20 protein-coding genes are annotated in these 21,462 nt (G+C 74.2%); 15 read left to right on the top strand and 5 right to left on the bottom strand.

The genetic code is table 11. The features are described 5' to 3' along the window. Together AB0B41_RS36620 and AB0B41_RS36615 are read right to left on the bottom strand one after the other, a co-directional pair. A partial coding sequence (locus AB0B41_RS36620) for a hypothetical protein (RefSeq protein WP_358211628.1) occupies positions 1-489 on the bottom strand: 489 nt, incomplete at its 3' end. 48 nt (positions 490-537) lie between these two features. Then, on the bottom strand, positions 538-1,233 hold the full coding sequence (locus AB0B41_RS36615; RefSeq protein ID WP_358211627.1) for a DUF6474 family protein: 696 nt from the start codon (positions 1,231-1,233) through the stop codon (positions 538-540). 166 nt (positions 1,234-1,399) lie between these two features. Here AB0B41_RS36615 and AB0B41_RS36610 point away from each other — a divergent pair, with 166 nt between their 5' ends. From AB0B41_RS36610 to AB0B41_RS36600, 3 genes are all read left to right on the top strand, one after another. Continuing rightward, positions 1,400-3,091, top strand: coding sequence for a TM0106 family RecB-like putative nuclease (locus AB0B41_RS36610; protein WP_358211630.1), 1,692 nt, complete (start codon positions 1,400-1,402; stop codon positions 3,089-3,091). Further along, positions 3,088-3,675, top strand: coding sequence for a methylated-DNA--[protein]-cysteine S-methyltransferase (locus AB0B41_RS36605; protein WP_358211626.1), 588 nt, complete (start codon positions 3,088-3,090; stop codon positions 3,673-3,675). The genes AB0B41_RS36610 and AB0B41_RS36605 overlap by 4 nt, the downstream gene beginning before the upstream one ends. A 184-nt stretch (positions 3,676-3,859) precedes the next feature. After that, complete coding sequence (locus AB0B41_RS36600) at positions 3,860-5,695, top strand: gamma-glutamyltransferase (RefSeq protein ID WP_358211625.1); 1,836 nt, start codon at positions 3,860-3,862, stop codon at positions 5,693-5,695. A gap of 147 nt (positions 5,696-5,842) precedes the next feature. Here AB0B41_RS36600 and AB0B41_RS36595 read toward each other — a convergent pair whose 3' ends face one another. The 3 genes from AB0B41_RS36595 to AB0B41_RS36585 are packed head-to-tail and all read right to left on the bottom strand — an operon-like array spanning position 5,843 to position 9,977. After that, the gene (locus tag AB0B41_RS36595) at positions 5,843-6,640 is read right to left on the bottom strand and encodes a YceI family protein (protein ID WP_358211624.1); all 798 of its coding nucleotides are present in this window, start codon (positions 6,638-6,640) and stop codon (positions 5,843-5,845) included. Further along, the gene (locus AB0B41_RS36590; RefSeq protein WP_358211623.1) at positions 6,637-9,483 is read right to left on the bottom strand and encodes an MFS transporter; all 2,847 of its coding nucleotides are present in this window, start codon (positions 9,481-9,483) and stop codon (positions 6,637-6,639) included. Before AB0B41_RS36590 ends, AB0B41_RS36595 begins: the two co-directional genes overlap by 4 nt. Continuing rightward, entirely contained in the window at positions 9,480-9,977 is a 498-nt protein-coding gene (locus AB0B41_RS36585; RefSeq protein ID WP_358211622.1) for a MarR family transcriptional regulator, read from the bottom strand. The genes AB0B41_RS36590 and AB0B41_RS36585 overlap by 4 nt, the downstream gene beginning before the upstream one ends. Positions 9,978-10,128: 151 nt before the next feature. Between AB0B41_RS36585 and AB0B41_RS36580 the strand changes: the two genes are divergently transcribed. From AB0B41_RS36580 to AB0B41_RS36525, 12 genes are all read left to right on the top strand, one after another. Next, positions 10,129-11,376, top strand: a complete 1,248-nt coding sequence (locus AB0B41_RS36580; RefSeq protein WP_358211621.1) for a cytochrome P450 — start codon at positions 10,129-10,131, stop codon at positions 11,374-11,376. Positions 11,377-11,413: 37 nt separating this feature from the next. After that, positions 11,414-11,953 carry a cupin domain-containing protein gene (locus AB0B41_RS36575; RefSeq protein WP_358211620.1) on the top strand — a complete coding sequence of 180 codons (540 nt, stop codon included), beginning with the start codon at positions 11,414-11,416 and terminating at the stop codon, positions 11,951-11,953. A gap of 85 nt (positions 11,954-12,038) precedes the next feature. Beyond that, positions 12,039-13,451 (top strand): extracellular solute-binding protein, encoded by a 1,413-nt coding sequence (locus tag AB0B41_RS36570; protein ID WP_358211619.1) that lies wholly within the window; start codon positions 12,039-12,041, stop codon positions 13,449-13,451. 1 nt (position 13,452) lies between these two features. Continuing rightward, a complete protein-coding gene (locus tag AB0B41_RS36565; protein WP_358211618.1) occupies positions 13,453-14,490 on the top strand; it encodes an ABC transporter ATP-binding protein in 1,038 nt (345 codons plus the stop codon). Positions 14,491-14,493: 3 nt separating this feature from the next. Next, entirely contained in the window at positions 14,494-15,465 is a 972-nt protein-coding gene (locus tag AB0B41_RS36560; protein WP_358211617.1) for a sugar ABC transporter permease, read from the top strand. 3 nt (positions 15,466-15,468) lie between these two features. Beyond that, positions 15,469-16,353 carry a carbohydrate ABC transporter permease gene (locus AB0B41_RS36555; protein ID WP_358211616.1) on the top strand — a complete coding sequence of 295 codons (885 nt, stop codon included), beginning with the start codon at positions 15,469-15,471 and terminating at the stop codon, positions 16,351-16,353. Positions 16,354-16,446: 93 nt separating this feature from the next. Continuing rightward, positions 16,447-16,902 (top strand): hypothetical protein, encoded by a 456-nt coding sequence (locus tag AB0B41_RS36550; protein WP_358211615.1) that lies wholly within the window; start codon positions 16,447-16,449, stop codon positions 16,900-16,902. Then, positions 16,902-17,783 (top strand): DNA-formamidopyrimidine glycosylase family protein, encoded by an 882-nt coding sequence (locus AB0B41_RS36545; RefSeq protein ID WP_358211614.1) that lies wholly within the window; start codon positions 16,902-16,904, stop codon positions 17,781-17,783. The genes AB0B41_RS36550 and AB0B41_RS36545 overlap by 1 nt, the downstream gene beginning before the upstream one ends. A gap of 5 nt (positions 17,784-17,788) precedes the next feature. Next, entirely contained in the window at positions 17,789-18,994 is a 1,206-nt protein-coding gene (locus tag AB0B41_RS36540) for a histidine kinase (protein WP_358211629.1), read from the top strand. A gap of 56 nt (positions 18,995-19,050) precedes the next feature. After that, positions 19,051-19,947, top strand: a complete 897-nt coding sequence (locus AB0B41_RS36535) for a S49 family peptidase (protein WP_358211613.1) — start codon at positions 19,051-19,053, stop codon at positions 19,945-19,947. 192 nt (positions 19,948-20,139) lie between these two features. After that, positions 20,140-21,018 (top strand): LytTR family DNA-binding domain-containing protein, encoded by an 879-nt coding sequence (locus AB0B41_RS36530; RefSeq protein ID WP_358211612.1) that lies wholly within the window; start codon positions 20,140-20,142, stop codon positions 21,016-21,018. After that, a partial coding sequence (locus tag AB0B41_RS36525; RefSeq protein WP_358211611.1) for a hypothetical protein occupies positions 21,015-21,462 on the top strand: 448 nt, incomplete at its 3' end. The genes AB0B41_RS36530 and AB0B41_RS36525, both read left to right, overlap by 4 nt.

Here is a 21,462-nt window from a genome sequence, read left to right as displayed (position 1 = left end):
GAACTGGCCGCCGCAGAGATCGAGCGTGCGCAGCGGGGCGTCGGCGGGACGGGGTGCGGACCGGCGCGGCAGGACCCGGCGCAGCGCGCGGGCCAGGGCCGAGAGCAGCCGGTCGGCGTCGCGGAGCAGGAGCCCGGACACCACGGTGGCGACGGCGTGGCCCGCCAGCATCGACGGGCCGGACGCGATCCCGGTGTGGTCGTGCCCGAGGAGCTCCAGCATCTCGTGCAGCACGAACTGGCCGCCGCCGAGAACGAGCAGGGTGCCGACCGGCCCGCGCACCCGCTCGGCCGTGGACGTGACGGCCAGCGCGAGCAGCGGGAGCAGCACGACGAGCAGCCCGAGGTCGGGCAGGGTGCCACCACCGGCCAGGTGGCCGAGGGCGGTCAACAGGGTGCTGAGCGAGGCCAGGACGGCACCGCGCAGTACCCGCGCGTGGGCCGGTCCGGTCGTCGGGCCGGCCCCGGACGGGCCGGGCCGGGACTGCATGGGCACAGACGGTAGCCGAGCCCCGGCCCGGTTCCGGTGTGGGTCGGGTTACGGACGGATCCCGAGGAGGTCGAGCAGCTGGTCCTCGGTCCGGTCGAGCTCGCCCGCGACCGCCCGGAACGCGGTACGGCGACGGGCCGACGGCATCTGCTCGGCGGCCCGGACGGCCACGGCCAGGTCCGCGAGCCGGGGCCGCGTCTCGCGGACGAAGGAGGTCGCGGCGGGTGTGGCGTCGGGGGAGTTCTCCAGCTCGGTGAGCGCCTCGCCCGCGCGGGAGATGCGGGCGTGCAGGGCGCCGCCGCGGCCGCTGTAGCGGCCGAGCTGGTCCGCCGACACGCCGAGCTGCCGGGCGCGGTGCGCGTCCCAGCGGTCCCGGGCGACCGCACCCGCGGCGATCGCGTAGGGCGCGAGCAGCGGCGCGACGGCCTTCCCGACGGCGATCAGCCGCTTCGTGTGCGCGGGCGTGAGGTCCTTGGGGGCGGCGGTGCCGGCCTCCTTGGACAGCGCCTTCTGCGCCTTCCCGGCCTCCTTGCGGGCCTTCTTGGCCGCCTTCCGCCCGGGCTTGTCCGAGGCGACGGCCTCGACGGCGGCCAGCGCGGTCCCGGCGGCGCGGCTCACCGAGTCGCCGGCCTGCTCGGCCGCCCGGCGGGCCTTGCGCTCCGCTTTCTCGGCGGCCTTCGCCGCCTTCTTCTCGATCTTCGCGGCCTTCGCGGCGGCAGGCGACCCACCTCGTCGCAGTGCCATGTGTCCCGTGCCTCCCGCGTCGCGTGCCCGTTCCCGGTGATCAGCGGCAGCCTAGAGGGCGTGGCGCGCCGTGGCAGGCGCGGAGTTGTCGGTGTCGGTCTCTACCCTCGGGTGTGTGACGGCGACGATCAGCGGTGCGGGCGGGCAGGCGGGCCCCGGTGGCCCCGTGCCCGGGCGCGGCGAGGGGTCGGCGCCCGCCTCCCACGTTCCCCTGCTCGACGCGGCGGCCACGACCCGGTGCCGGCGCCGGGTGCACCTGGACCACGACCCGTCGGCCGCCTCGGCGCCGCGGGCCCTGCCCGACCCGGCGCTGGAGCAGCGCCGGGCGGACGTGCGGGAGCACCGCGCCCGGATCGCCGCGGTCGTGTCCGGCGCGCAGCCGGCGGCGTGGTCGGCGGTGCCCGAGGGCCTGCCGGCCGCGGAGCGTGCCCGGCTGACGGGGGAGCTGGTCGCCGCGGGCGCCGGCGTGATCGGCGGGGCGGTGCTGCCGATCGACCCGGCGGGCCGGCGCGGCTCGGCCGAGCTCCTGGTCCGGGTGCCCGGCGGCGGGTACGTGCCCGTGATCGTCGTGCGGCACCGGATCACCGATCCCGGCGCCGGTGCGGCCACCACCCCGCTCGGTGCGCCGTTCCCGCAGCTCGCGGTGGAGGACGAGGAGCGGAAGGTGCGCTCGCAGCCGCGGGACCTCCTGCGGCTCGCGCACCTCACCCGGATGCTGCGGACGGCGGGCTGGGCCCCGCCCGCCGAGGTCGAGGGCGCGGATCGGGGCGGCGTCGTCGGTCTCGACGCGGACGTGGTGGTGTGGCACGACCTGCGGGCCGGGCACTGGCCGGGCGACCGCAGCACCCTCGAGGAGTACGACGAGCGGTTCGCCGACCGCGCGGCCGTCGCGCTGGCGGCGGCCACCGGGGCCGAGCCGCTGGCCGAGCCGTCGCGGGTGCTGGAGTGCCGGCGCTGCCCGTGGTGGCCGACCTGCGAGGCGCAGCTCACCGCGGACCGGGACGTGAGCCTGGTGGTCCGCGGCGACACGGCCGTGGCGCTGCGCGAGATCGGGATCCGCACGGTCGACGAGCTGGCCGACCTCGACCCCGGGGCCGAGCCGCCGGTGCCGCTGCCCGGCACCCCGTTCCCCGACGTGGTGGCGCTGGCCCGGGGCTGGCGGCGCGGCCTGGCCGTGGCCCGGCGGGTGGAGCGGGTGCCGGTGTATCGCGCGGACGTCGAGGTCGACGTCGACATGGAGAGCTTCGGCGAGTCCGGCGCCTACCTGTGGGGCGCGGCGCTGTCCTATCCGGGCGGCCGCCGCGAGGGGGACGAGCCCGAGGGCTACCGCGCCTTCGCGACCTGGGAGCCGGTGCCCACGCCGGACGAGGGCCGCTCCTTCGCCGAGTTCTGGACCTGGCTCTCGGGCGTCCGGGCCGCCGCCGCGCGGACCGGCCGCACGTTCGCCGCCTATTGCTACAACGAGCAGGCCGAGAACCGCTGGCTGCTGTCCTCGGCCACCCGGTTCGCGGGCATGCCGGGCGTCCCGCCGGTCGAGGAGGTCCGCGAGTTCATCGCCGCGGACTGGTGGGTGGATCTGTTCGCCGTGGTCAACGAGTGGTTCCTGTGCGCGCAGGGCAAGGGGCTGAAGAAGATCGCCCCGGTCGCCGGGTTCAGCTGGCGGGACCCGGAGGCCGGCGGCGAGAACTCGATGCGCTGGTACCGGGACGCGGTGGGCATGGACGGCGCCCCGCCGGACCGGGCGCAGCGCGAGCGGCTGCTCGGCTACAACACGGACGACGTCATGGCCACGCAGGCACTGCGGGAGTGGATGACCTCGCGCGCCGTCGACGAGGTCCCGCTCGCCTCGGAGCTGTGACCGTGTCCGAAACCCGCCAGCGCGGGCCGGTGGCACCGGAGCATGCTGTCCGGGTGCAGCTGAGTTGGCGGATCGTCCCGGCGCCGGAGCCGATCGGCGCGCTCACCGTCGCGGTGAGCGAGGTCGGCCTGTGCCTGGTCGGGTTCGGGGCGGTGCCGGAGCGGGCAGCTGCGGCCGCCGGGCGGCTCGGCGCCGAGCCCGTGGAGGATTCGGCCGCAACCGAGACGGCGGCGGCGCAGCTCGGCGAGTACCTCTCCGGCGCCCGCCGGGCGTTCGACCTGCCGCTTGACTGGCGGCTCACCCACGGCACCCAGCGCACCGTGCTGCGGGCGCTGTTCGCGCACGTCCCGTTCGGGGCGACCACCACCTACGCGGAGCTGGCCGCGCTCAGCGGGGCGTACGAGGGCCACGGCTACACGGCCGCCCGCGGGGTCGGCTCGATCATGGGCTCGAACCCGATCCCGGTCGTCGTGCCGTGTCACCGGGTCATGGCGGCAGGTGGGCTCGGCGGGTTCGGCGGCGGCCGCGCGACCAAGGAGTGGCTGCTCGCGCACGAGGGCGTGCTGGCGCCGACCCTGTTCTGAGGCCCGTCAGCGGACCGGCCCGCTCTCGTCGCGGTCATGATCGCCGGTCGGGACCGAAAAGCGGCGGATCTGGCGCTCAGCGATCACAAGTGACGATCATGGACGGGCGCACGGCCTTCCGCCCCCGGGGGACCGGAACGAGCCTCGGTCGGCGACGGCGGCCGCCCGGTGCGAGGGTGGGGTCGTGGCACCCCGCACCTACGAGAAGCTCGGGCCCACCGGCGCGGCCGCGAGCACCCACCACCTCGGCACCTCCACCGCACTGACCGTGCTGGCCCGGGGCGGCAACGCCTTCGACGCCGCCGTCGCGGCCGGGTTCGTCCTGCAGGTCGTGGAACCGCACCTGTGCGGCCCCGGTGGCGAGGTCCCGGTCGTGTTCAGCACCGCCGCCGACCCGCGGCCCCGGGTGCTCTGCGGGCAGGGCGTGGCGCCCGCCGCGGCGACGATCGACCACTACCGCGCCGAGGGCTGCACGATCGTGCCGGGCACCGGGCTGCTCGCCGCCACCGTCCCGGGTGCCTGGGACGCCTGGTTGATCCTCCTGCGCGACCACGGGACCTGGGAGCTGGCCGACGTCCTGGCCCCCGCGCTGGGCTACGCCGCCGGCGGGTTCCCGCTGGTCCCGCGCATCCCGGACACGATCGCGACCGTCGCGGAGCACTTCCGCACGCACTGGCCGAGCTCGGCCGCGCAGTGGTTGCCGGAGGGCGGGATCCCGCGTCGGTCGCACCGGCTGCCGGTGCTCGCGGCGACCTGGGAGCGGCTGCTCGGCGAGGCGCAGGGGCCGAGCCGCGAGGCGCGCATCGACGGGGCCCGGGCGGCCTGGTACCGCGGGTTCGTCGCCGAGGCCGTCGACCGCTTCTGCCGCACCCCGGTGCGCGACGAGACGGGCCAGGACCACGCCGGCGTGCTCACCGCCGACGACCTCTCCGGCTGGTCCGCGACCTACGAGGACGCCCTGGTCGTCGACGCCGGCGCGGGCTGGCAGGTCGCGAAGTGCGGCCCGTGGTCGCAGGGCCCGGCACTGGCACAGGCGCTGCGCCTGCTCGACGGCACCGACCTGACCTACGCCGACGGGATCGCCACCGCGGACACCGTGCACGTCACCGCGGAGGCCGCGAAGCTCGCGTTCGCCGACCGCGAGGCCTGGTACGGCGACAGCGCACCGGTGCCGATGGCCGACCTGCTGGCGGAGGACTACACCGCCGCCCGGCGCCGGTTGATCGGCGAGCTGGCCTCCCGCGAGCTGCGGCCCGGTGCGCCGGGCGGCCGCGAGCCGCGGCTCGCGGCGCTGGCCACGGACCACGACCGGCCGATCGGCAAGGGCACCGAGGGCCCCGGCACCGGCGAGCCCACGGTCGCCCGGCTGGGTGCGGGCGCCGCGACCGGCGAGCCCGCGCCGAGCGAACCCACCCTGACCCGGCAGGGCGTGGCGCGCGGGGACACGGTGCACATCGACGTCGTCGACGCGGCCGGGAACCTGGTCTCCGCGACGCCGTCGGGCGGCTGGCTGCAGTCCTCGCCGGCGATCCCCGAGCTGGGGTTCTGCCTGGGGACGCGGGCCCAGATGTTCTGGCTGGAGGAGGGCCTGCCCAGCTCGCTGGTGCCGGGCCGGCGGCCGCGCACCACCCTCTCGCCCAGCCTCGGCCTCCGCGACGGGGAGCCCCGCATCGCCTTCGGCACCCCCGGCGGCGACCAGCAGGACCAGTGGCAGCTGTGCTTCCTGCTCGCCCACACCCGCGCGGGGCTCGACCTGCAGGCGGCGATCGACGCCCCGGCCTGGCACACGACGTCCTTCCCCGCCTCGTTCGCGCCGCGCGGCTGGGAGCCGGCGGGGCTGGTCGTCGAGTCGCGGCTCGGCGCGGACGCGGTCGACGAGCTCGCCCGCCGCGGCCACCGGGTCACCGACGCCGGGCCGTGGGCACTGGGCCGGCTCTCCGCCGTCGGACGGGGGGACGACGGCCTGCTCGCGGCCGCCGCCGACCGCCGCAGCGGCGTGGGCTCCGCCGCCGCCCTGTGAGAATCGCACTATGGTTCCACAACGCAGATTTCGGGCCCGGAGAACCGCATTATGGTTCCATAATGCGCCAATTCTGTCCCTGAGAACGCGTTATGGCTCCATAACGCACTCCGACAGTGCGCTATGGAGCCATCCGTCCAGGAGATGTCAGCCGAGGACGGCCTGGATGTCGATGTCGATCCGGAGTGTGCGCCCGATCGCCAGCACGCCGGCGAGGACGCTCTGGTTCCAGGAGATCGCGAAGTCGTCCCGGGAGATCTCGGTGGTGGCCGAGAAGGCCGCCCGGGTGCCGCCCCACAGGTCGGGGCCGGTGCCGCGGTACTGGACGTCGAGCGCGACCGGCGCGCTCACGCCCTTCAGGGTGAGCACCCCGTCGACCCGCCAGTGCCGGGTGTCGATCCGCACGAGCCCGTCGGACTTGTAGCTGATCTCCGGGTAGACGTCGATGTCGAGGAAGTCCGCGCTGCGCAGGTGCGCGTCCCGGTCGGCGTCGTCGGAGTCGACGCTGCCCGGGTCGATCGAGACCTCCACCGAGCTGTTCTCCAGCGGGTCGGCCACCTGGATGCGGCCGCCGAAGCCGCGCAGCCGGCCGTGGATCCGGCTCATGCCCAGGTGCAGGGCGGTGGCGCGGATGCTCGAGTGGTGCGGGTCGATCGTCCAGGTCCCCGGCATGGGCAGGACGTCGCCGCCCACCTTGGCCAGCTCCAGCACGCCCATCGTGGAGCGCTCACCGGCCACCTGGACCGTGCGCGCGGCGGGCTCGTGCCCGGCCGCCGCCGCGATCACCGTGTACGGGCCCTGGTCGAGCCCCTCGATCACGAACCCGCCGTCCTCGCGGCTCGCCGCGCGGCCGCGCTGCACACCCGTCGCGTCGACGGCCGTCAGCGTGCCCCCGGTGACGGGCCAGCCGTCCGGGGTCATCAGCCTGCCGGTCACGTCGCTCATCGGATTCCCTCCGTCGTCCCGTTCTGCGTCGCCGCGGTCCCGGCCGTCCCGTTCTGGGCCGCCCCGTTCTGCAGCGCCCCGTTCTGGGCCGCACCGTTCGGGACGGCGCCGTGCTGCGCGGGGGCCGGGAACTCGACGTCGGCCGTGGTCACCCCGCCGGAGCCCACCTGCACCACCGACGCCACCGGCGCGTAGCCGCTGGCCGTGAGCGTGTAGGTCCCGCCGGGCAGGTTCTCGAAGACGAACGAGCCGTCCGGGCCCGTCACGGTCGACGCGACCACGGTGCCCCGCCCGTCGATCAGGGTCGCGAGCGCCTCGCCGACGCCGCGGCCGTCGCTGGCGGCCACCACCGTGCCGACGAGCCGGGCCCGCCGGGGCAGCTCGACGTCGTGGTCGGTCACCAGCCCGGTCCGCAGCTCGACCGCCGCGGCGACCGGCGCGAACGTGGGCCCGGTGACGGTCAGCGTGTACCGCCCCTCGGGGACGCCCTCGAGCCGGTAGCGCCCGCCGGCGTCGGGCCGGCCGGTGGCGGCGACGTCGCCCCGTGCGTCGATCAGGGTGAGGGTGGCGTCGTCGATCGGCGTGCCCTCGGCGTCCCGGACGAGCCCGCGGACCGCGCAGGTGCCGGCGAGCGGGACGTCGTGCCGGACGGGCCGGTCCGCCACCGCCACCATCGCCGCGTACGGCTGGAAGGCGCCGGAGGTGGCGACCACGAGGTACGTGCCGCCGTGGGCCAGCGGGATGCGGTACCCGCCGTCCGGGCCGGTCACGGCGCGGCCCTCCTGGTGCCCGCCCGGGTCGGTGACGGTCACGACCGCCTCGGCCAGCCCGGCGCCGTCGGCGCGGTGCACGATGCCGTTGACCTCGGGTCCGGGGCCGTACGCGCCGGCAGCACCCGCCGCGGCCGGCTCGGCCGGCTCGGTCGGATCGGCCGGCAGGGGCACCGGCTCCCCGACGAGGTGGTGCCGGCCACCGTCGAGGGGTCCCTGCCCGGTGCCGTTGCGGGCGGCCACGGCCTCGGCGACGGTCCCCGGGCGCGACCCGGTGTGACCGTTGCCGGGGTGCCCGTTGCCCGTGTGCCCGTTGCCGGTGTGCAGGGCCTGGAACTCCTCGATCGGCTCGACCGCGGCGGTCACGGCCGCGGGGGCGGGCGGGGTGCCGGCCTCCTCGGCCAGCCGGGCCTGGGCGCCGGACATGGTGCGCAACGGCAGCTCCTTGATGAACAGCACGATGACGAACGCCAGCGCGATCACGCAGGCGGCGACCAGGTAGGTCAGCGTCATCGCGTCGGTGAACCCGACCAGGAACGGCCGGGCGAGCCGGGCGTCGATCTGCTGCAGGAACGCGGAGTCGTTGAGGACTCCGGAGGCTGCCGAGAGGTCGCCGGCCTGCGCGCCCTGCACGATCTGCTGGTTGGCGGGGTTCGCCACCACCGCCGGGTCGGTGAGGGCCGAGCGGAAGACCTGCCCGGCGTCGCCCCGGAAGGCGGCCGTGATCTTGTCGCCGACCGTCGAGAACATGATCGACAGGAAGATGGCGGTACCGAGCGTGCCGCCCATCTGCCGGAAGAAGGTCGACGACGCCGTCGCCACGCCCATGTCCCGCGCGGGCACGGCGTTCTGCACGGCCAGCACCAGCGTCTGCATGCAGCACCCGAGCCCGAGCCCGAACATCGCCATGTAGAGGTCGAACTCCCAGAGCGGGATGTCCACGCTGAGCCGGAAGTGCAGGATCACCAGCGCGCCGGCCATGAGCGCGGTGCCGATGACGGGGAAGACCTTGTAGTGCCCGGTCCGGGACGTCACCTGGCCGGACACGATCGAGGCCGTCATGATCCCGCCGACGAGCGGCAGCATGAGGAAGCCGGACTCGGTGGGGGTGACCCCGTGCACGATCTGCAGGAACTGGGGGAACAGGGCGATGCCGCCGAACATCCCCATGCCGATCACGACCCCGGCCATGCTGGTCAGGCTGAACACCCCGTTGCGGAACAGGCGCAGCGGCAGCAGCGCGTCGTCGCCGTAGCCGCGCTCGCAGAGGATGAAGGCCGCGATGCCGATCGCGCCGACGATGTAGCAGACGATCGCGGAGTTGGAGCCCCAGCCCCACTCCCGGCCCTGCTCCGCGACGATCAGCAACGGCACCAGGCCGATGGCGAGGGTGAGGGCCCCGGGCCAGTCGATCCGGTGCGGGCGCGGGATGTGCGGGACGTTGAGGACCTTCGCCACGACCACCAGGGCGACGGCGCCGATCGGCACGTTGACCAGGAAGATCCAGCGCCAGCCGTCGATCCCGGCGAGGGTGGCCTGGCCGGAGAAGACGCCGCCGATGACCGGGCCGAGCACGCTCGACGTGCCGAACACGGCGAGCATGTAGCCCTGGTACCGGGCCCGCTCCCGCGGCGGCACGATGTCCCCGAGGATCGTCAGGGCCAGCGCGAACAGGCCGCCGGCGCCGAGGCCCTGCACCGCGCGGAAGCCGGCGAGCATGTACATCGACGTGGCGAAGGTGCACAGCACCGACCCGACGATGAAGATCGAGATCGCGGCGAGGAACAGCGGCTTGCGGCCGAAGATGTCGGAGAGCTTGCCGTAGAGCGGCGTGCTGATCGTGCCGGTGATCAGGAACGCGGTCGTGGCCCAGGCCTGCTGGGAGAGCCCGCCCAGATCGTCGGCGATGGTGCGGATCGCGGTCGAGACGACGGTCTGGTCGAGCGCGGCCAGGAACATGCCGAGCATGAGCCCGATCAGGATCGTCACGATCTGCTTGTGCGACAGCTCACCGCCCCGGTCGGTCGGAGGGGCCGGCCGCGTGGGCGCGGCGGCGGCGGGTGGGCTGGTCATCGGGGGTCCCCCTCGGTCGTGCGCTGGAGATCGGCGACGAAGCGGCCCAGCAGGTCGGCGAACTGGCCGCGGGACTCGGGGGTCCAGTCGGCCAGGGCGTCGACGAGCTGGCCGGCCCGGCGCCGGCGTTCGGTGTCGAGGACCCGGTGGCCCTCGGTGGTCGCGGCGAGCAGGCTGGCGCGGCCGTCCTCGGGGTCGGCGCGGCGCTCGACGAGCCCGGACCGGACCAGGCCGGCGACCTGCCGGCTGATGGTCGACGGGTCCGCGCACATCGCCGCGGCGATCTCCCCGGAGCGCTGCGGGCCCTCGGTGGCCAGCCGCGCGAGCAGCGGGAACGCCGCCGTCTCGAGCTCGGCCCGGTAGGCCGGCGCCACCCGCTTGACCAGCCGCATGAGCATCACGATCTGGTGCACCAGCCGGTCGGCGACGTCGATGTCCCGGTCGTCGACGAGCCTCTCGGAGAGCGCGGGCGCGCCGTCGATCTCGGCCGTCATGCCTGCTCCCGATGGTCTCTTTACCTCTACTTTGCGTGTATCACGCAACGAGTTGCTGAACGCAAGCATGAACCCGCGCGGCCTCCCGCGCAAAGCGATTACCCCCTCCTCGGCGGTGATCCGCACCACCCGGCCGGGTTACCGTGCCCCCGTGGCGCGGCCGACGGTGGTGGAGAACGTCTTCGATCCCCGGGTGTTCGCCCGCGGCGTCCCGCACGAGGCGCTGCGCCGGCTGCGGGACGACGCGCCGGTCTCCTGGCAGGAGGAGCACGAGGTCGGCATCTGGCCCGCCGGCCCGGGCTACTGGGCGGTGACCCGCTACGACGACGTCCGGCACGTCCTGCGCAGCCCGGCGGACTTCTCGTCGTCGCTCGGGGCCACGCAGATCCGCGATCCCGACCCGGCCGACCTGCCGTTCATCCGCCGGATGATCCTCAACATGGACCCGCCCGAGCAGGTCCGGCTGCGCACGCTCGTGACCGGCGCGTTCACCCGTCGTCGGCTGGAGCGGTTCGCCGCGACGGTGCGGGAGCGGGCGGCGGTGCTGCTCGACGCCGTGGCGGCGCGGGGGAGCTGCGACCTGCCCGCCGACGTCACGGACGACTTCCCGCTGCAGAACCTCGCCGACCTGCTCGGCGTGCCCGCGGCGGACCGCGCGCAGCTGCTGCACTGGACGAACCGGGTGATCGGCTACCAGGACCCCGAGCACGCCCACGTCGTGCTCGACGCCGACGGCCGGCCGGTCAACCCGCGCTCGCCCGCGCAGCTCGCGGACATGTTCGCCTACGCCGAGGAGCTGGCCGAGGCCAAGCGCCGGCATCCGGCCGACGACGTGATGACCGCCCTGGTGCAGGCGGAGGTCGACGGCGAGCGGCTCACCGACGCCGAGCTCAAGATGTTCTTCTTCCTGCTGGTCATCGCGGGCAACGACACCGTCCGCAGCGCCCTGCCCGGCGGCGTGCTGGCCCTCGTCGAGCACCCGGGGGAGTACGCCCGGCTGCGCGCCGATCCCGGCCTGCTGCCCGGGGCGATCGAGGAGATGCTGCGCTGGCACCCGCCGGTGCTGACCTTCCGCCGCACCGCCGCCCGGGACCTGGAGCTCGGCGGGCAGGCGATCGCGGCGGGGGACAAGGTCGTCGTCTACCACGTCTCCGCGCACTACGACGAGCGCCGCTTCCCCGACCCGCACCGCTTCGACCTCGGCCGCACGCCCAACGACCACCTGGCCTTCGGGCAGGGGCCGCACCTCTGCCTGGGCGCGGCGTTCGCCCGGCTGCAGCTGCGGGAGTTCCTCACCGAGTTCCTCACCGGGCTGCCGCAGGTGGAGCTCGCGGGCGAACCGCGGCGGCTGACCTCGAACTTCATCAACGGCGTCACCCGGCTGCCGTTGCGCTGGTGACCCCCGTCTAGTCTCCGCCGCAGCGATCACGGGAGGCGTGCCAGTGGGTCGGACGGGCCGGATCGGGAGTGCGGTCACGGGGTTCGCGTTCGTGCTGGCGCTCGCCGGGTGCGCCCAGCCCGGGCAGCTCGGCCAGCCCGCGCCGGCCACCGCCGCGGCCCCTGCTCACGCGGCTCCCGCCGCCGCGGGATCAGCGGCCCCGGCCGGTCCGCAGACGGTCGGGCAGGGCGTCGTCGACATCCCGCTGCGGTTCCGGACCCCCGCGCCCGCCGACTACACCGTGCGGACCCTCGATCTCGCCCCGGGCGAGGCCCTCGGCTGGGAGACCCACCCCGGCACCGAGCTGACCCTGCTCGACGCCGGCCAGGTCGCCGTGCAGGAGGCCGGCGCCTGCGCGCCGCGGGTGCTCGCACCGGGCCAGGTCGCCGTGGTGGGCGAGGGGGTGGCGCACGTCGTGCGCAACACCGGCACGGAGCCCGCCCGGCTGGTCGTCACCAGCTTCCTCGCCCAGGGCGTGCCCGGGGCCACCCCGGTGCCCCCGGCGTGCCCGGAGGAGTCGCCGGCCGTTCCTGGATAACGATCCGACGCTCCAGCCTGCGCCGGGCGGCGGCACCCCCTACGATCGCGCGATCTGAGCCGACGGCGTCTCAGGAGCGTGTCCGATGGCGAACGGGATCGAGTTCGACCGGCGACGGTTCCTCCAGGTCACGGGGCTGGCGGCGCTCGGAGGAGCGCTCGTCGCCTGCGGGGGCGGGGGAGGCGCGGGAGCCCCTGCGCCCACCCGGGCCGCCCCGCCGGGCACCTTCACCGCGCCGTCGACGCCGTTGAGCGGCTCCCTCTCCCTCCTCATGTGGAGCCACTTCGTCCCGGCGCACGACGCCTGGTTCGACCCGTGGGTGAAGGACTGGGGGTCGAAGGTCGGGGTGGCCGTGACCGTCGACCACATCAACTACGCCGAGCTGCCCGCCCGCACGCAGGCCGAGATCCAGGCGAAGCAGGGCCACGACCTGATCCTGCACATCGCCCCGGTGCCCCAGTACGAGCCGAGCGTGCTCGACCTCACGGACGTCGTGACCGAGGCGGAGAAGCGGCACGGCACCCAGCTGGACCTGTGCCGCCGGTCCAGCGTCAACCCGACGACGAGGAAGTTCTTCGCCTACGCCCCCGCCTGGGTGCCGGACCCGGGCGACTACCGGCAGAGCCTGTGGGCGCCCGTCGGGCTGGCGAACGGTCCCGCGAGCTGGGACGACCTGCTGCGCGGTGGCGCGGAGATCAAGCGCACCCAGGGCGTGCAGCTCGGCGTCGGGATGTCGCAGGAGATCGACTCCAACATGGCGGGCCGGGCGCTGCTGTGGTCGTACGGAGCGTCGATCCAGAACGAGGCCGAGGAGGTCGTGCTCAACTCTCCGGAGACCGTCGAGGCCGTGGCGTTCATGAGCCGGCTCTACCAGGAGGCGATGACGCCGGAGGTGTTCTCCTGGAACGCGGCGTCGAACAACCAGGGCCTGGCCGCCGGGCAGCTGTCCTACATCCTCAACTCGATCTCGGCGTGGCGGACCTCCCAGGAGACCGATCCGGAGACGGCGAACGACATCTTCTTCACCGCTCCGCTGCGCGGGCCCGCGGACGCGCGGGCCGCCAGCCACGTCATGTACAACTGGATCGTCCCGAACCACGCCACCAACCCGGCCGCGGCCAAGGAGTTCCTGCTCCACTACACGGCGAACCTCGACGTGGTCGCCTGGCAGTCGAAGCTCTACGACTTCCCGGCCTACCCGGACGTGGTGCCCGACCTCAAGAAGTGGCTCGACACCGATCCCTTCGGCGCCCAGCCGCCGGGCAAGCTCGCGCTGCTCGGCGACGCGGTCAACTGGAGCACCAACGTCGGCTACCCCGGCACGGCCAACACGGCCGAAGGTGAGGTCTTCGCGACCTTCGTCATCCCCAACATGTTCGCCAGGGCGGCGCGCGGGGAGGTCAGCGCCCAGCAGGCGGTGGCCGACGCCGAGGCTCAGGTCCGGCCGATCTTCGACAACTGGCGGGCCCGCGGCCTCATCGGCACCGGCGGGCGCTGACGTGGCCACGGTCGAGGTCCGCGACCTGCACAAGCACTTCGACGCCGGCCGGGTGCGCGCCGTGGACGGCGTCGACGTCGCGACGTCCGACGGCGAGTACCTGGTGCTGCTCGGCCCCTCGGGCTGCGGCAAGACCACCCTGCTGCGCACCATCGCCGGGCTGGAGGACCCCTCGAGCGGCGACGTCGTGATCGACGGCCAGGTGGTCACCGGGCTCCCGCCGCGGGCGCGGCGGATCGCGATGGTGTTCCAGAGCTACGCGCTCTACCCGCACAAGAGCGTGCTGGCCAACATCGTGTTCCCGCTGCGGGCGGCCGGTGTCCCGCACGGCGACCGCGAGCAGAAGGCCCGGCGTGCCGCGGGCATGCTCGGGATCGAGCACCTGCTGGGCCGCAAGCCCCGCCAGCTCTCCGGCGGCGAGCGCCAGCGGGTCGCCCTGGCCAGGGCCCTGGTCCGCGACCCCTCGGTGTTCCTGCTCGACGAGCCGCTGTCCAACCTCGACGCCAAGCTGCGGACGAGCGCCCGCGACGAGCTCAAGCGGTTCCAGCAGGACATCGGGGCGACCACGGTCTACGTCACGCACGACCAGAGCGAGGCGATGGGGCTCGGGGACCGGATCGCCGTCATGTCCGAGGGTCGGGTGCGCCAGATCGGCGGGCCGGTGGAGGTCTACGACGATCCGGCGGACACCTTCGTCGCGACCTTCATCGGCTCCCCGCCCATGAACCTCGTGCCCCGCGGCGACGTGCTGGTCGGCTTCCGCCCCGAGCACCTGCTGCCGGTGGAGAACGTGCCCGGCGAGCGCGTCACGGTGACGCTGGAGGTGCAGCGGATGGAGTACCTGTCCGGCGACCGGCACGTCTACGGCACCGTCGACCTGGGCGCCGGCCCCACGCGGGTGATCGCCCGGCTCCCGGCCACGGTCGAGACGCCTCTCGCCGCGGGCGAGCGGCACGGGTTCGCGGTGCCGGTGCGCCGGCTGCGGTTCTTCGACGAGGACTCGGGGCTGCGCACCGACCCCGTCCCGGTCCGGACCTGAGCGATGACCGGCCCACGCGGAGCACCCCCCGCGGCCACCCGGCCCGCCGGTCCCGCCGCGGAGCGGGAGCGGCCGTCGCCCGCCCGGTACCGGCGTCGCCTCGCCGACCGGGACGGCGCCCTGGCCTGGCTGTTCCTGGCCCCGGCGGTGGTCTACATCCTCGCGCTGGTCGGGCTGCCGTTCCTGCTTGCCGTGGCCTTCAGCTTCTCCGACGTCACCGGGGGCGACCCGAGCTTCGACTGGACCGGGCTGCAGAACTTCGAGCGCGTCTTCGCCGACCCGGTCTTCTGGCGCGCGTTGCGCAACACCCTCGTCTTCACCGCGCTGTCGATGGTCTTCATCGTGCTGTTCGGGAAGGTGCTCGCCAACGTCCTCATCGCCGACTTCCGCGGCCGGTGGCTGGTGCGCTTCCTCGTGCTCCTGCCCTGGACCACGCCGGTGGCGCTGTCGACCATCACCTGGCTCTGGATGCTCGACTCGGTCTTCTCCCCGATCGACTGGGTGCTGCGCCAGGTCGGCCTGCTCCAGACCAACATGTTCTACCTGGGCCGACCGACCCTGGCCATGGCCTCGGTGGTCGCCGTGCACGTCTGGCGGCTGGTGCCGCTGGCCGCGGTGATCATGATGGCCGGCCTGCTGTCGGTCCCGAAGGACGTCCAGGAACAGGCGCTCGTCGACGGGGCGGGCTACTGGCGGCGGATGGTCGAGATCACCATCCCGCTGACCGCGCCGGTCATCGCGATCTCGGCGCTCTTCGGGGCGATCTTCACCTTCACCGACATGACCGTCGTCTACGTCCTCACCCGCGGCGGCCCGACCAACGAGACGCAGGTGCTCGCCAGCTGGGCGTTCTTCCGCGGCATCGAGGGCGGCGACATCGGGCAGGGCGCGGCGGTCGCGCTGTTCCTGTTCCCGCTGCTGCTCGCGGCGGCGATCGCGATCCTGCGCGCGGTCCGCCGGATGGAGGTGAGCTGAGCCGTGGCCGGCACGCTCGTCGTCACCGAGGCCGACCGCCGCCGGTACGCGTGGCGGCACCGGGCCGCCCGCGCGACCCTCTACGTGATCGCGGTCCTGTCCGCGCTGGCCGCCGCGGGCCCGTTCGTCTGGGCGGCGATCACCGCGTTCAAGCAGGACAGCGACCTCTACCGGCGGCGCAACAACCCCTTCGTCTTCAACGAGACGCCGACGCTCGACCACCTCCGGCTGCTGTTCGCCCGCACCGCCTTCGCGACGTTCGCCTGGAACACCCTCTGGGTGGGCCTGCTCGTCGTGCTGATCACGCTGGTGCTCGCGCTCCCGGCCGCGTACAGCCTGGCCCGCCTCGACCGCCCGTGGGCGGGCCGGATGGGCATCGCGATCTTCTTCGTCTACCTCGTGCCGCCGACGCTGCTGTTCCTCTCGCTGTCGCGGCTCGTGGTGGCCCTGGGGCTGCAGGACTCCACCTGGTCCCTCGTGGTCATCTACCCGACGATCACCGTGCCCGTCTCGGTGTGGTTGCTCCTCGGGTTCCTCAAGACGATCCCGAAGGACATCGAGGAGCAGGCCATGGTCGACGGCTACAGCCGGGTGGGCGCGATGGTGCGCGTCGTCGTCCCGCTGCTCCTGCCCGGGCTCGTCGCGGTGGTCGTGTTCGCGTTCACGCTCACGGCCAGCGAGTTCATCTACGCCCTCGCGTTCATCTCGCCCACCTCCGAGAAGGTGATCAGCACCGGCGTGCCCACCGAGCTCGTCCGCGGCGACGTGTTCTTCTGGCAGTCGCTGCAGGCGGCCACCGTGCTCGTCGCCGTGCCGATCGCGGTGGTGTTCACCCTCTTCCTCGACCGCTTCGTCGCCGGGTTCACGCAGGGTGCGGTGAAGGGGTGACGCGTCCGCCGCCGGGGTGGAAGAGGCGGCACCCCGGCCCGCGGGTGTGGGACGATGGTGCGCGTCGGGGACCCTTCTGACCGGGCGGAGTGCATGGCGAGGAAGACCGTGACCGCCAACGACGGGCGGACGTGGGAGGTCAGCAGGCGCATCGACTGGTCGCCGCCCGCCGTCGGGGACGAGTTCGAACACGACGTGGACGGTGGCCGCGGTGCCGTCGTGATGGTCGTGTGCGCGCTGATCGTGTTCGGCGTCGCCATCGTGGCCTGGCCGCTGCTCGCCCAGTCCCAGGTGCACGTGCCGCTGGCCTACTGGTTCGCCGCGGTCGTGATCCTCGGCTTCTTCCCGGTCCGCTGGTGGCTGCGCCGGCCGTGGAAGATCGTCGCGGAGACGGACGGGCACTACGGCTCCGACGCCGGCCGCGAGCACTGGGTGGGCAAGGTCCGCGGGGTCAGCCGTGCCCAGGAGGAGATGCGCGTGGTGGTGCTGTCGCTGCGTCAGCGCGGCACCCCCGGCCACGCCGACAGTCCCCTGCAGCCGGTCAACTGATGCCCGAGCTCCCCGAGGTCGAGGCACTCGCCCAGCACCTGCGCGACCACGCCCTGTACCGGCCGGTGGCGCGGGTGGACGTGGCCAGCATGAGCGTGCTGAAGACCTTCGACCCGCCGGTGTCGGCCCTGGCCGGCCGCGTGGTCACGGGGGCGAGCCGGTTCGGGAAGTTCCTCTCCGTCGACGTCGAGGACCGCAAGGACGAGCCGGGCCTGCACCTGGTCACGCACCTGTCCCGGGCGGGCTGGCTGCGCTGGCACGACCAGGCCGCCGCCACCCCGCCGAGGCCCAGCGGGCGCGGCCCGCTGGCCCTGCGGGTGCACCTCGACACCGTCGGCGGGCCGGGCTTCGACCTCACCGAGGCGGGCACGCAGAAGCGGCTCGCGGTGTACCTGGTGCACGACCCGCAGGAGGTGCCGGGCATCGCGAAGCTCGGGCCGGACGCGCTCGACGTCGACCGCGCCGGGTTCGGCGCGCTGCTCGCCGGGCGGACCGAGCGGATCAAGAACCTGATCACCGACCAGAAGGTGCTGGCCGGGATCGGCAACGCCTACAGCGACGAGATCCTGCACACCGCGCAGCTGTCCCCGTACGCCGTCTCCGGGCGGCTCGACGAGGACAAGGTCGACGTCCTGTACGAGGCGATGCGCGGGGTCCTCGGCGACGCCGTGGACCGCTCGGTGGGGCAGCGCGCCGCCTCGCTGAAGGGCGAGAAGCGCTCCGGCCTGCGGGTCCACGCCCGGACCGGGCTGCCCTGCCCGGTGTGCGGCGACACCGTCCGGGAGGTGTCGTTCGCCGATCGGTCGTTCCAGTACTGTCCGACCTGCCAGACCGGCGGCAAACCCCTGGCCGACCGGCGGCTCTCCAGGCTGGTGAGGTGACCACGGTGGCGGACGTGCTCTCGTCGCCGCTGGTGCTCGTCCTCGCGGCGGTCATCGTGGCGCTGGTCGTGGTGATCGTGGTGCTGCTCGTGCGCCGCGCCCGCCGGCACACCTTCGCGAGCCCGCTCGAGCGGGCCACCTTCTCCACGCTGCACACCGTGGCGCTCGCCGCGCCCGCGCTGCGGGACGGGCTCAACCCCAACTCCGCCGCGTACGCGCTGCCCTACCTGCGCACCCTGCTGGACACCTGCGCGCTCACCATGACGGACGCCCGGGGCGAGGTCCTGGCCTGGGACGGCGACGCCGACCAGCACAAGCCCGACGTGGTGGCCCTCGCCGACCAGGTGATCTCCACCGGCCGCCAGCAGGTGCTCTCGCACTCGGCCATCGCCTGCCAGTACCCGAGCTGCGACGTCCGCGGCATCGTCGTGGTGCCGCTGGAGAGCGACGGCGCGATCATCGGCACCCTGGCCGCGCTCACCACCCTGACCGCCGGCCCGGTGCTGCTGCGGGCCACCGCCGAGGTCGCGCGGTACGTCTCCAGCCAGCTCGAGCTCGCCGAGCTCGACGAGTCGCGCGCCCGGCTCAACCGGGCCGAGGTGCGGGCGCTGCGCGCACAGATCTCGCCGCACTTCGTCTACAACGCGCTGACCACGATCGCGAGCTTCATCCGCACGGACCCGGTGCGCGCCCGCGACCTGCTGATCGAGTTCGCCGACTTCACCCGGTACTCGTTCCGCACCGCCGGCGAGTACACGACGCTGTCGGACGAGCTCACCAACATCGAGCGCTACATCGCGCTGGAGAAGGCCCGCTTCGGCAACCGGCTCAACATCAAGCTGCAGATCGCGCCCGAGGTGCTCAACGTCGTGCTGCCGTTCCTCGCGCTGCAGCCGCTGGTGGAGAACGCGGTGCGGCACGGCCTGTCCGGCAAGCCCAACGGCGGCACGATCACCATCACCGCCGAGAACGCCGGCGCCGAGTGCGTGATCATCGTGGAGGACGACGGCGTGGGCATGGACCCCGCCCGCCTCACCGAGGACCTCGACGACGCGCACCTGTCCGGCGCGCACGTCGGCCTCGGCAACGTCGACGACCGCATGCGCTCGGCCTTCGGGGACGACTTCGGCCTGGTCGTGGACACGGCCGTCGGCGCGGGCATGAAGATCACGCTGCGGGTGCCGAAGTTCCGCGCCGGCATCCGGGTCTGACGCGCGGGCCCGCGGAGATCACCTCTCCGGCCGGTCCTGATCTGTAACGTGTGCGCATGGACGCCCTCCGCCTGCCCGACCGCCTGACCTCGCGCCTTCCCGGACGGCTCGGGGAGAAGGGCGACGCGCCGGTCGTCCCGCTCGTCCGGCTGCACGGTGTGATCTCGCCGCAGCCCGGCCCGGTGCCGCGCGCGGTGATCAACGCGGCCTCCACGGAGAAGGTGCTGGAGCGGGCGTTCGGCACGGAGCGGGTCGTCGCCGTCGGGCTCCTGGTGAACTCGCCCGGCGGCTCGCCCACCCAGTCCGCCCTGGTGGCGGACCGGATCCGCGGGCTGGCGGCCGAGCACGAGGTGCCGGTGCTGGCGTTCTGCGAGGACGTCGCGGCCTCGGGTGGGTACTGGCTGGCCTGCGCGGCGGACGAGATCTACGCCCACCCGACCTCCATCGTCGGCTCCATCGGCGTGATCAGCTCGGGGTTCGGGCTGGAGGGCTTCATCCAGCGCTTCGGCATCGAGCGCCGGCTGCACACGGCCGGGAAGTCCAAGTCCCGGCTCGACCCGTTCCTGCCGGAGAAGGAGGAGGACGTCGCCTGGCTGCGCGAGCTGCAGGACGAGCTGCACGCCCTGTTCCGGCAGTGGGTGGTCGACCGGCGCGGCGATCGGCTGACCGGCGGCGACGAGCTCTTCACCGGCGAGGTGTGGACCGGGGCGCGCGCGGTCGAGCTCGGCCTGGTCGACGGCCTGGGCACCGCGCGGACCGTGCTCACGGAGCGCTTCCCGGACGCCAGGCTGGCCCCGGTCGAGGGACGCAAGCCGTTGCTCGCCCGGCTGGGCCTGGGCGCCCCCGCCGCGGGGCTCCCCGGGGCCCTCGGTGCAGGCGGTGCGGCGGACGCCGCGCTCGGTCTGGTCCAGGCGGCCGACATCAAGGCGACATGGGCGCGCTACGGTCTGTAGCCTCGCCGGCGGTGGGCGAGCCCGAGAGAAGCCCCGGTCCTCACCCGTTCGATCAGTAGCCGATCGGTCGCAGATTGATGAGATGCCCTGGCATCCCGCACCGATCACCGTCACCATGGTCGGCAGGGCCGGGGGCCGCCACCGACGAGGTGCGCACCCGGCCGCGCACCGGGAACGCAGGATGAGGAGATCGTGGACAGCACCGACAGCTCCGGAGGTCTGGTCGTCCTCGCAGTGGACGACGAACAGCCGGCTCTCGAAGAACTGGCGTTCCTGCTGAACGAGGACCCGCGGGTCGGCGAGGTGCTCAAGGCCTCGGACGCGACCGAGGCCCTCCGCATCCTCAACGCCCGCAGCTCCCGGGAGAGCGTGCACGCCGCGAACGCCGCCCGCGCCGCGGGGGCCCTGCACCCGGCCGCCGGCACGCGAGTGGCCGAGAAGACGGACGTCGACGTCGTCTTCCTCGACATCCGCATGCCGGGGCTCGACGGCCTCGAGCTCGCCCGCGTCTTCTCCTCCATGGCCCAGCCGCCGGAGGTCGTGTTCGTCACGGCGCACGACGACCGCGCGGTCGACGCCTACGAGGTCGGCGCCAAGGACTACCTGCTCAAGCCCCTGCGCGAGGAGCGGCTCGCCGCCGCCCTGGACCGGATCATCGCGAACCGGGCGACCGCCGTGCCCGTCGAGCCCGCCCCGCCGGAGCGGGACGAGGACGAGGTCATCCCCGTCGAGCTCGCGGGCACCACGAAGCTCGTGCCGCGCTCCGCCGTCCGGTACGTGGAGGCCCAGGGCGACTACGCCCGGCTGCACACCACCGAGGGCAGCCACCTGGTCCGCATCCCGCTGTCGGTGCTGGAGGACCGCTGGCGCGACGCCGGGTTCGTGCGCATCCACCGCTCGTTCCTGGTGGCGTTGCCGCTCGTCACCGAGCTGCGGCTGTCCGGGTCGGGGTACGTGGTGCGGGTCGGCTCCGGCCCCGACACCGCGGAGCTGCCCGTCTCCCGCCGGCACACCCGTGAGCTGAAGGACCGCCTGGTCCGCGCGACGAAGCAGGCGTGGAGCCAGAGGTGAGCACCTCCGTCGACGGCTCCCCGCCGTCGATGAGCCCCGACCCGGGAGACGGGGAGGGGTCCACCCGGCGCCGGCGCGCGGCGCCGGCCGGTGCCGAGGACTCCGGGCCGCTGTGGCTGCAGGAGGAGATGCGCCGCCGGATGGACGCCAACGCCCGCTCCGGCCGCGGCCGGCACGCGCGGGACGAGGCGGACACCGAGCAGTTCGGCGTCGGCGAGCTGCGGGCCCGGGTGGCCCGTAGCGACACCCCGCCGCCGGGCGGGCCCGACTACACCGCCTACCCGGACTACGACGACGAGTACGACGACGGGGACGACGAGCCGTTCGGCGGCCCCGACGTCGAGCGGTTCGAGCGGGTCCTCGGCCCCGCCAGCGTGCCGCTGCGGATGCCGCCACCGGCGGCCTACGACGACGGCCGCGGCGGGCCCGGACAGGACCCGCAGG

This window comes from Pseudonocardia sp. NPDC049154, assembly GCF_040648315.1.
In the GTDB taxonomy this organism is placed as follows: Bacteria; Actinomycetota; Actinomycetes; order Mycobacteriales; family Pseudonocardiaceae; genus Pseudonocardia.
Note: the sequence above shows the minus strand (reverse complement) of the source record. Positions and strands in the feature narration are given on the sequence as shown.

Excerpts from the sequence above, each read along its gene's own strand:
- AB0B41_RS36550 (WP_358211615.1), top strand. The coding sequence starts at position 16,447 with ATGGCGAGGAAGACCGTGACCGCCAACGACGGGCGGACGTGGGAGGTC.
- AB0B41_RS36590 (WP_358211623.1), bottom strand. The coding sequence starts at position 9,483 with ATGACCAGCCCACCCGCCGCCGCCGCGCCCACGCGGCCGGCCCCTCCG.
- AB0B41_RS36595 (WP_358211624.1), bottom strand. The coding sequence starts at position 6,640 with ATGAGCGACGTGACCGGCAGGCTGATGACCCCGGACGGCTGGCCCGTC.
- AB0B41_RS36570 (WP_358211619.1), top strand. The coding sequence starts at position 12,039 with ATGGCGAACGGGATCGAGTTCGACCGGCGACGGTTCCTCCAGGTCACG.
- AB0B41_RS36560 (WP_358211617.1), top strand. The coding sequence starts at position 14,494 with ATGACCGGCCCACGCGGAGCACCCCCCGCGGCCACCCGGCCCGCCGGT.
- AB0B41_RS36615 (WP_358211627.1), bottom strand. The coding sequence starts at position 1,233 with ATGGCACTGCGACGAGGTGGGTCGCCTGCCGCCGCGAAGGCCGCGAAG.
- AB0B41_RS36545 (WP_358211614.1), top strand. The coding sequence starts at position 16,902 with ATGCCCGAGCTCCCCGAGGTCGAGGCACTCGCCCAGCACCTGCGCGAC.
- AB0B41_RS36535 (WP_358211613.1), top strand. The coding sequence starts at position 19,051 with ATGGACGCCCTCCGCCTGCCCGACCGCCTGACCTCGCGCCTTCCCGGA.
- AB0B41_RS36585 (WP_358211622.1), bottom strand. The coding sequence starts at position 9,977 with ATGACGGCCGAGATCGACGGCGCGCCCGCGCTCTCCGAGAGGCTCGTC.